The organism is Gordonia sp. QH-12, assembly GCF_001578675.1.
Lineage (GTDB): Bacteria > Actinomycetota > Actinomycetes > Mycobacteriales > Mycobacteriaceae > Gordonia > Gordonia sihwensis.
This window is the reverse complement of sequence record NZ_KQ969292.1, coordinates 152441-161306: the sequence shown is the minus strand read 5'-3', so window position 1 is coordinate 161306 and position 8866 is coordinate 152441. Positions and strand designations below refer to the sequence as shown.

The following is an 8866-nucleotide window of genomic DNA, read 5'->3' as shown; positions in this document are numbered from 1 at the left end:
CAGCGGAGCGACGGAGCGTATCGAGGTTGTGCGTGTGTCTCGATGCGCCGTGTCGCTTCGCTCTCTTGGCTTTCTCGACTGGCCTGGGTAGCAGGGCAGCGACGGAGCGTGTCGAGATTGCGGGTGTGTCTCGATGTGCCCGTGTCGCTTCGCTCTCTTGGCTTTCTCGACTGGCCTGGGTAGCAGCGGAGCGACGGAGCGTATCGAGATTGCGGGTGGGTCTCGATGTGCCCGTGTCGCTTTGCTTCCCTCGGCTTTCTCGACGGGCCTGGATAACAGGGTTTTCGAGTAGCGGAGGAGCGTAGCGACGGAGCGTGTCGAGATTGCGTGTGTGTCTCGATGCGCCGTGTCGCTTCGCTCTCTTGGCTCGACGAGCCGGGGAGCAGGGGCACTCTGCTCGGGCTACTCGGTGATCGAGGTCGACTTGATCTGCAGCGGGGTCTTCGGGAAACCGTTGGTGTCGGTGCCGATTGGACCCGGATCGATGCCGCCCGCGACCACCTTGTCGATGATCTTCATGCCGGCGTCGTCGACCTTGCCGACCACGGCGAGGGTCGGGGTGAGCTGGGTGTCCTTGGTCACGATGAAGAACTGGGCGCTGCCGGTGTTGGCGACGCCGTTCTGTTCGTCGTTCCGGTTCGCGATCGCGACGGTGCCGCGCGGGTAGACCACCGGGGGAGTCATGCCCATCTGCAACATCTGCGGGCTGATCTCGCCCTCTTTGAGGTTCGTGGGGTTCTCGTCGGGACTGCTCCAGCCGGGGGCGCCGGCGCCGGTGCGCGTCGGGTCGCCGCACTGCAGGATGTGGAGCTGATCGCTCTGCGCGAGCCGGTGGCAGTCGGTGCCGTCGTAGTAGTGGTTGTCGGAGAGCGAGACGATCGCGTTCACATTGCACGGCGCCTCGGAGCGGTCCAGGGTGATCGGCACCTGTCCGAGGTTGGTGTCCAGCGTCCATCCGACGGTGCCGGTGTTGAGTGTCCGGCTCTCCGGCATCGGGGAGGTGCGCAGCTTGCCTGCACCCTCGCGCATGAATGCGATGTACTGCTCGCCCTTGGCCTTCTGATCGGCCGGCGCGGTCTTGAGCTGCTCTTCGAGCGACTTGAGCTGCTGGTCCAGATCGTTGGGCGTCTTGGTGTACGTGCATTCGGTGTGCCGCTGGTCGTCCCAATGCCGGTAGTAGAAGTAGCCGCCGACGGCGACCGCGGCCAGCACCACCACGCTGCACACTGAGATGATCGTGATCCGCCGCTGCCGTGCGGCACGGCGCTCGCTCTCGAGCCGCTCTTCCAGCTTGCGGCGGGCAGCGTCGCGACGCTCTTCGTTGGACGACACGCTGGTGGAACCTCCTGTGCGGCATGTGGGACTGAGCACTGTCACGGCAGCGCGCCCCATGCTATCGCAGCGGTCTTCGGGGCCGATGAGACAATGGACTCCGACGTGTCGCCCTGCAGATCGCCGGGCGTTGACGAGGAGGTGTGCCACCGTGCTGATCGCCGGATTCCCCGCGGGCATGTTCCAGACCAACTGCTATCTGGTCGCCGAGGACCGGGGCAGCGACGCGGTCATCATCGATCCGGGCCAGGACGCGGCGCCCCAGGTTCGCGCGGCGCTCGCCGAATACGACCTGACGCCGGTGGCCGTCTTCCTGACCCACGGTCATCTCGACCACACCTGGAATGCCGCCGAACTCGCCGACGAGTATTCGATCCCGGTGTACATCCACGCCGACGACCGCCCGATGCTGACCGATCCCGGCATGGGCCTGGGCAGCGCGCTCTCGTCGATGATCGGCGACATGACCTTCGACGAACCGGAGAAGGTCATCGAGTTCGTCGACGGCGAGGACGTGGACGCGGCGGGAATCCGATGGTCGGTGGACCACGCGCCCGGGCACTCGCTGGGCAGTGTGCTGCTGACGCCGGACTCGGGTGAGGTCTGCTTCTCCGGCGACGTACTGTTCAATGGGTCGATCGGCCGGACCGACCTGCCCGGCGGCAGCCACCGCACGCTGCTCGAGTCGATCGCGGACAAGCTGATGGTGCGCGGCGACGACGTCGTGATCCTCCCGGGTCACGGACCCCAGACCACGATCGGAGCCGAGCGGGCCTCCAACCCGTTCCTGCTCGATCTTCCCGATGCGAACAAGAAAGGACGTTTCGGACTGTGAGTGGAGAATTTGCGGCGCCGAAAGGCATCCCCGACTACTTCCCGCCGGCCTCGGCGGACTTCCTCGCGGTACGGAACGCACTGACCGGCGCGGCGCACCGCGCGGGCTACGGGCACATCGAACTGCCGATCTTCGAGGACACCGCGCTCTTCGCCCGCGGCGTCGGCGAGTCGACTGACGTCGTCAGCAAGGAGATGTACACCTTCGCCGATCGCGGCGGCCGCTCGGTGACGCTGCGTCCGGAGGGCACGGCGGGCGTCATGCGCGCGGTGATCCAGCACGGTCTCGATCGCGGCCAGCTCCCGGTCAAGCTCTGCTACGCGGGCCCCTTCTTCCGGTATGAGCGGCCGCAGGCCGGCCGCTACCGCCAGCTCCAGCAGGTCGGGATCGAGGCCATCGGCGTCGACGACCCCGCGCTCGACGCCGAGGTGATCGCGGTGGCCGACGAGGGATACAAGCGTCTCGGTCTGTCCGGCTACCGACTCGAACTCACTTCGCTGGGCGACGACACCTGCCGCCCGCAGTACCGGGAAGCGTTGCAGCAGTTCCTGTTCGGTCTCGACCTCGACGAGGCGACGCGCGCGAGAGCGGAGATCAATCCGTTGCGCGTGCTCGACGACAAGCGGCCGGAGATCAAGGAGGCGACCGCGAGCGCGCCGCTGATGCTCGACCACCTGAGCGACTCGGCACGCGATCACTTCGAGCAGGTCCGGGGTCACCTCGACCGGCTGGGCGTCGAGTACGTGATCAATCCGCGCCTGGTGCGCGGGCTGGACTACTACACCAAGACCACCTTCGAGTTCGTCCACGACGGTCTCGGCGCGCAGTCGGGGATCGGCGGCGGTGGGCGCTACGACGGTCTGATGCGTCAGGTGGGAGGCAAGCAGGATCTCTCGGGCATCGGTTTCGGGATCGGCGTGGACCGGACGGTGCTGGCGCTGGAGGCCGAGGGCGTCTCGGTGGCCGGCGAAGGCCGGGTTCAGGTATTCGGTGTTCCCCTCGGAAGCGCGGCCAAGAGTGAGCTGGTCTCGCTCGCAGCGCAGTTGCGTGCCGCGGGCGTCAGCGTCGACCTCGCCTACGGTGATCGCGGACTGAAGGGCGCGATGAAGGCGGCCGACCGCTCGGGTGCCCGCCTCGCCCTGGTTCTCGGTGATCGCGAACTCGAGGAGCGCACGATCGAGCTCAAGGATCTTTCGAACGGCGAACAGCGCCGGATCGGCCTGGACGACGCGGTCGCGTCGGTGGTCGCCGCGCTGGCCTGAGCCGGCGCGATCAGAGGTCGTTGGTCGCGAAGGTGTCGCACCGGCGGGCGTCGCCGCCGTCGTAGCCGATCTTGAACCAGCGGACGCGCTGCGCCGCCGAACCGTGCGTCCAGCTCTCCGGGTTGGAGCGCGAGCCCTGGATGGTGTCGTCGCCAATGGCCTTGGCGCTCTGGATCACGGTCTGGATCTGCTCGTCGGACAGCGGTTCCAGCATCGCGTCGGGACCCTTGTCGGCATGATGTGCCCACACGCCCGCGAGGCAGTCGGCCTGGAGTTCGATGCGCACCGAGCCGGCGTTGCCCATGCGTTGCCCCTTCGCCAGCACGCCGGTCAGGTTCTCGACGTGATGGCCGAACTCGTGCGCGACGACGTACTCCTGGGCCAGCGGACCGTCGGACCCGCCCATCCTCTTGAGGTCGGCGAAGAACGACGGATCGAAGTAGGCGGTCTCGTCGCCCGGACAGTAGAACGGCCCCATCGCCGACGACGCGGCGCCGCACGCCGTGTTCACGCTGCCGCTGAAGACCACCGTCTTGGGCTGGGTGTAGCCCCGCATCAGGTTCGACCACACTTTGTCGAGGCTGATCGTCGTGGCTTTGATGCGGCACGCGTCGTCGGTGTTGGCCATCTCGACGGTGCAACTGTCGAGATGGCGCTGCATCTCGGCGTTGTTCGAACCGGCGCCCGAACCGGCGACCTGCTGGTTCGACGACGAGTCCGAGCCTCCGCCGAGAATGTCCCCGGGGTTGATACCGAACAGCAGCGCCACGATCGCCACGACGATGCCGGCCGCGCCCCCGACGACCATGCGCCCGCCGCCTCCTCCCGAGCCGCCGGCGCTGACACTCCCGCCCTCGAGCGGGCCGCTCCCTCGAAACGTCATGGGCTTACAGTAGCCGCGACATCGGCGGCCGGCCGTGACGTCGATGCGACTGTCGCTTTGTCGGTGGGGGTCCGTAGAATCGGCTGGAACACCGTGAACCCTGGCAGCTCTGTGCTGCGCAGAAGGAAGGAACCCAGTGCTCCGCACTCATTTCGCCGGATCGTTGCGTCGTGAGGACGCCTCGCAGACCGTCACCGTCGTCGGATGGGTGGCGCGCCGGCGCGACCACGGTGGAGTCGTCTTCATCGATCTGCGTGACTCGTCCGGTCTGGTGCAGGTGGTCTTCCGCGACGAACAGGTCGCCGAAGCGGCTCATCGGCTGCGCGCCGAGTACTGCGTCCAGGTCACCGGCGAGGTGGAGGTCCGGCCGGAAGGCAGCGAGAACGCCTCGCTCGCCTCCGGTGCGATCGAGATCAACGCCCGCGAACTCGTGGTCCTCAACGAGTCGGCTCCGCTCCCGTTCCAGCTCGACGAGCAGCCCGGCGAGGAGGCGCGACTGCGCCACCGCTACCTCGATCTGCGCCGCGAGGGACCGGCGAAGGCCATCCGGCTGCGCTCGCAGGTGAGTGCGGCGGCGCGGTCGGTGCTGGGTGCGCACGACTTCGTCGAGATCGAGACGCCGACGCTGACCCGGTCGACACCCGAGGGCGCCCGCGACTTCCTCGTGCCCGCGCGACTGCAGCCGGGATCGTTCTACGCACTGCCGCAGAGCCCGCAGCTGTTCAAGCAGTTGCTGATGGTCGCAGGCATGGAGCGGTACTACCAGATCGCACGCTGCTACCGGGACGAGGACTTCCGCGCCGACCGGCAGCCGGAGTTCACCCAGCTCGACATCGAGATGAGCTTCGTCGACGAGGACGACGTGATCGCCCTCGCCGAGGAGATCCTCGCGGCGCTGTGGAAGCTGATCGGCGTCGAGATCACCACGCCGATCCCGCGGATGACGTACGCGGACGCCATGCGGCGCTTCGGCAGCGACAAGCCCGATCTGCGCTTCGACATCGAACTCGTCGAGTGCACCGAGTTCTTCGCCGACACCCCGTTCCGCGTCTTCCAGGCGCCGTACGTCGGCGCCGTGGTGATGCCCGGCGGCGCGTCGCAGCCGCGCAGGCAGCTCGACGCCTGGCAGGAGTGGGCCAAGCAGCGCGGCGCCCGCGGCCTGGCGTACGTGCTGGTCCAGGAGGACGGCAGCCTCACGGGGCCGGTCTCGAAGAACATCTCCGACGCCGAGCGCGAAGGTCTGGCGGCTCACGTCGGAGCCCAGCCGGGCGACTGCGTCTTCTTCGCCGCCGGTGCGGTCAAGAGCTCGCGGGCGCTGCTGGGCGCGGCCCGCGGTGAGATCGCCGAGAAGCTCGGACTCATCAAGGACGGCGACTGGGCGTTCACCTGGGTCGTCGACGCCCCGCTGTTCGAGCCGGCCGACGACGCCACGGCCGCCGGCGACGTCGCGGTGGGGACGGGCGCGTGGACTGCCGTCCACCACGCCTTCACCTCGCCGAAGCCCGAGTCGATGGATCTGCTCGAATCGAACCCCGGCGAGGCGCTGGCCTACGCCTACGACATCGTCTGCAACGGCAACGAGATCGGCGGCGGTTCGATCCGCATCCATCGTCGCGATGTGCAGGAGCGTGTCTTCAAGATCATGGGCATCAGCGAGGAGGACGCGCAGGAGAAGTTCGGCTTCCTGCTCGACGCCTTCTCGTACGGTGCGCCGCCGCACGGCGGCATCGCCTTCGGCTGGGACCGGATCACCGCACTGCTCGCCGGCGAGCCGTCGATCCGCGAGGTGATCGCCTTCCCGAAGTCGGGAGGCGGCATCGACCCGCTGACCGACGCTCCGGCGCCGATCACTCCCGAGCAGCGCAAGGAGACCGGCATCGACGCGAAGCCGCAGAAGCCGGAGAACAACTCGGACAAGAAGAAGGTGGACGAGGCCGGTGCGGCCGCCGGAACGAAGGCGTCCGAAGCCTGAGGAAGCCATGACTGTAATCGCTGACGAACGGATCACGTCAGTTCTGGAGGCCGCCGAAGGCGTCCTCGCCAAGCGCGCGGGCACCGCGGTGCGGCTCGACGGACCCGAGGACCTCGGCGGGACCGGGCGGTCCACCGTCATCCGGGCCCGCGTGCTCGACAACCCGGTGTCGCTGGACCGAACCGTCGTCGTCAAGGCCTTCGACCAGCAGACTCCCGCGTCGCAGGTGCTCCGCGAGATCGCGTCCTACCGTTATGCCACGGCGCTGCCCACCCGTTCGCGGCCCGGGCCCCAGCTCCTCGCCTCCGAACTGGAGGCGCGCATTCTGGTGCTCACCGACCTCGGCCACGGCCGGCCGATGGTGGAACTGCTCGGCTCCAACGACGCCGACGAGGTGGAACGGGGTGTGAGCGCGTGGGGGCAGGCGCTCGGCCGGATGCACGCCGCCACTCTCGGGGGCGAAGAGGACTTCCGCACCCTGATGCACATCAGCGGCAAGGACCGCGGCGGCACCGCCTCGCGCATCTTCGCCTCCGACGGCGGCATCGTCGACGAGGCCGCGGCCTCGGTGGACGCGTATGAGCAGATTCTCGAACGCATCGACGTCGAGTTGCCGGCAGGCGCCCGCGAGACGCTCGAGAACAGCCTGCGGCTGTTCGACGAAGGGGACTTCCGGGCGTTCAGCCCGGCCGACGTCGGCCCGGAGAACATTCTCATCAACGGTGACGGCGTCCAGTTCATGGATTACGAGTGGGGCGAGTTCCGCGATGCGGCACTCGATGTGGCGTACGCGCTCGCGACCTTCCCGGCCCGGCTCGCCGTCGATGTGGTGCCCGAGCGGCTCGAGTTGGAGAAGTCCCTCGCGGACGCCTGGCGCGGCGAGGTGAAGCCGCTGTGGCCGTCGATCAGCGATCGCGGCCTCGCCGAACGGATCTTCCACGCGCGTGCGCTGTGGGTGTGGCTGTCCACCTACTGGCTCATCCGCGGCGACTCCAGCGGACACGACTGGGCGTTGCACACCACGGACGCGCGCGTGGTGCTGTCCCGGTGGGCCGACCTCGCCGATTCGGGGGACTCGTACGATGTCGGCGGCGAGTTCATCGACGCCGCGGACCGGATGCAAGAGGCCCTGCGGATCTACTGGTTCGGGTGATCGGGAGCTGTGGACGAGGGTCTGTTCGGGACACCGGACGATTCCGGTGACGCGGTCGAGTCCGGTGCGGCCGGTCGGCCCGCGCCGCCGCTCGCCGTCCGGATGCGTCCGGCGTCGCTCGATGAGATCGTCGGCCAGGAACATCTGCTCGGCGGGCGTTCGCCGCTGCGGCGGCTGATCGCCGGTTCGGGTGCCGCGTCGGTACTGCTCTACGGTCCGCCCGGCACCGGCAAGACCACGATGGCCTCGCTCATCAGCCAGGCCACCGGCGGTCGTTTCGAGGCGCTCTCGGCACTCTCGTCGGGTGTCAAGGAAGTCCGTGCCGTCATCGACATGGCCCGGCGACGGCTGGCGCACGGACAGCAGACGGTGCTGTTCATCGACGAGGTCCACCGGTTCTCGAAGACTCAGCAGGACGCGCTCCTGGACGCCGTGGAGAACCGGATCGTGCTGCTGGTGGCGGCGACCACGGAGAATCCGTCGTTCTCGGTGGTCGCGCCGCTGCTGTCGCGGTCTCTGGTGCTCCAGTTGCGATCGCTGACCGACGACGACGTCAAGACCGTGCTGCGCCGGGCCGTCGCCGATCCGCGCGGCCTCGACGGCTCGGTGGAACTGTCTGACGAGGCGCTCGACCACCTGGTCGCGGTGGCGGGCGGTGACGCGCGGCGCGCGCTGACCGCACTGGAGGCGAGCGCGGACGCGGCCGAGGCCGGCGATGTGATCGAGGTCGCCGACGTGGAAGCCGCCATCGACCGGGCCGCGGTCCGCTACGACCGCGACGGCGATCAGCACTACGACGTCACGAGTGCCTTCATCAAGTCGATCCGCGGATCGGATGTCGACGCCGCGCTGCACTATCTGGCGAGAATGATCACCGCGGGGGAGGATCCCCGGTTCATCGCGCGGCGATTGATGATCCACGCCAGTGAGGACATCGGCATGGCCGACCCGACGGCGCTGCAGGCGGCCGTCGCCGCCGCGCAGGTCGTTCAGATGGTCGGGATGCCCGAGGCGCAGCTCGCGTTGGCCCAGGCCACCATCCATCTGGCGACCGCGCCGAAGTCCGGTGCGGTGACTTCGGCGCTGGGCAAGGCGATGACCGATGTGGCGGCGGGCAAGGCCGGCGCCGTCCCGCCGCATCTGCGCGACGGTCATTACGCGGGAGCCAAGAAGTTGGGCAACGCGATCGGATACCGGTTCCCGCACGACGACCCCGACGGGGTGCTGGCGCAGCAGTACGCACCGGACGCGCTCGTCGGCGTCGACTACTACGAGCCGACCGACCACGGATTCGAACGGGAACTCGCCCCGCGCGTGGGTCGTCTGCGCTCCATCGTGCGCGGGCTCACTTCCCGGGGGCGCTCCCGCAGGTGACGCGCCGGTGGGGCGTAAACTCGACTGTTGATTCTCTGCCCGACTTCTACGAAGG

The 8866-nt window shown here is 68.4% G+C and carries 7 protein-coding genes; 5 read left to right on the top strand and 2 right to left on the bottom strand.

Going from position 1 to position 8866, the window contains the following annotated elements; all coding sequences use genetic code 11:
• Nucleotides 1-402 precede the first annotated feature (402 nt).
• Nucleotides 403-1332, bottom strand: coding sequence for a peptidylprolyl isomerase (locus Y710_RS11700; protein ID WP_006894782.1), 930 nt, complete (start codon nucleotides 1330-1332; stop codon nucleotides 403-405).
• 151 nt (nucleotides 1333-1483) lie between these two features.
• Between Y710_RS11700 and Y710_RS11695 the strand changes: the two genes are divergently transcribed.
• Together Y710_RS11695 and hisS are read left to right on the top strand one after the other, a co-directional pair.
• Complete coding sequence (locus Y710_RS11695; protein WP_006894783.1) at nucleotides 1484-2167, top strand: MBL fold metallo-hydrolase; 684 nt, start codon at nucleotides 1484-1486, stop codon at nucleotides 2165-2167.
• Complete coding sequence (gene hisS / locus Y710_RS11690; RefSeq protein ID WP_062367522.1) at nucleotides 2164-3429, top strand: histidine--tRNA ligase; 1266 nt, start codon at nucleotides 2164-2166, stop codon at nucleotides 3427-3429. The genes Y710_RS11695 and hisS overlap by 4 nt, the downstream gene beginning before the upstream one ends.
• Nucleotides 3430-3439: 10 nt before the next feature.
• Here hisS and Y710_RS11685 read toward each other — a convergent pair whose 3' ends face one another.
• The gene (locus Y710_RS11685) at nucleotides 3440-4312 is read right to left on the bottom strand and encodes a KPN_02809 family neutral zinc metallopeptidase (RefSeq protein ID WP_062367521.1); all 873 of its coding nucleotides are present in this window, start codon (nucleotides 4310-4312) and stop codon (nucleotides 3440-3442) included.
• Nucleotides 4313-4448: 136 nt separating this feature from the next.
• Between Y710_RS11685 and aspS the strand changes: the two genes are divergently transcribed.
• From aspS to Y710_RS11670, 3 genes are read left to right on the top strand one after another with little or no spacing between them, the layout of a single operon-like run.
• Complete coding sequence (gene aspS, locus Y710_RS11680; RefSeq protein WP_006894786.1) at nucleotides 4449-6284, top strand: aspartate--tRNA ligase; 1836 nt, start codon at nucleotides 4449-4451, stop codon at nucleotides 6282-6284.
• Between the two features lie 7 nt (nucleotides 6285-6291).
• On the top strand, nucleotides 6292-7437 hold the full coding sequence (locus Y710_RS11675) for a phosphotransferase (protein ID WP_006894787.1): 1146 nt from the start codon (nucleotides 6292-6294) through the stop codon (nucleotides 7435-7437).
• A 9-nt stretch (nucleotides 7438-7446) separates the two neighbouring features.
• Entirely contained in the window at nucleotides 7447-8811 is a 1365-nt protein-coding gene (locus Y710_RS11670; protein ID WP_062367520.1) for a replication-associated recombination protein A, read from the top strand.
• The last annotated feature ends 55 nt before the right edge of the window (nucleotides 8812-8866 follow it).

Bases quoted from the DNA above. Each gene is read 5' to 3' on its own strand.
- Y710_RS11685 (WP_062367521.1), bottom strand. From the start codon at position 4,312: ATGACGTTTCGAGGGAGCGGCCCGCTCGAGGGCGGGAGTGTCAGCGCC.
- Y710_RS11675 (WP_006894787.1), top strand. From the start codon at position 6,292: ATGACTGTAATCGCTGACGAACGGATCACGTCAGTTCTGGAGGCCGCC.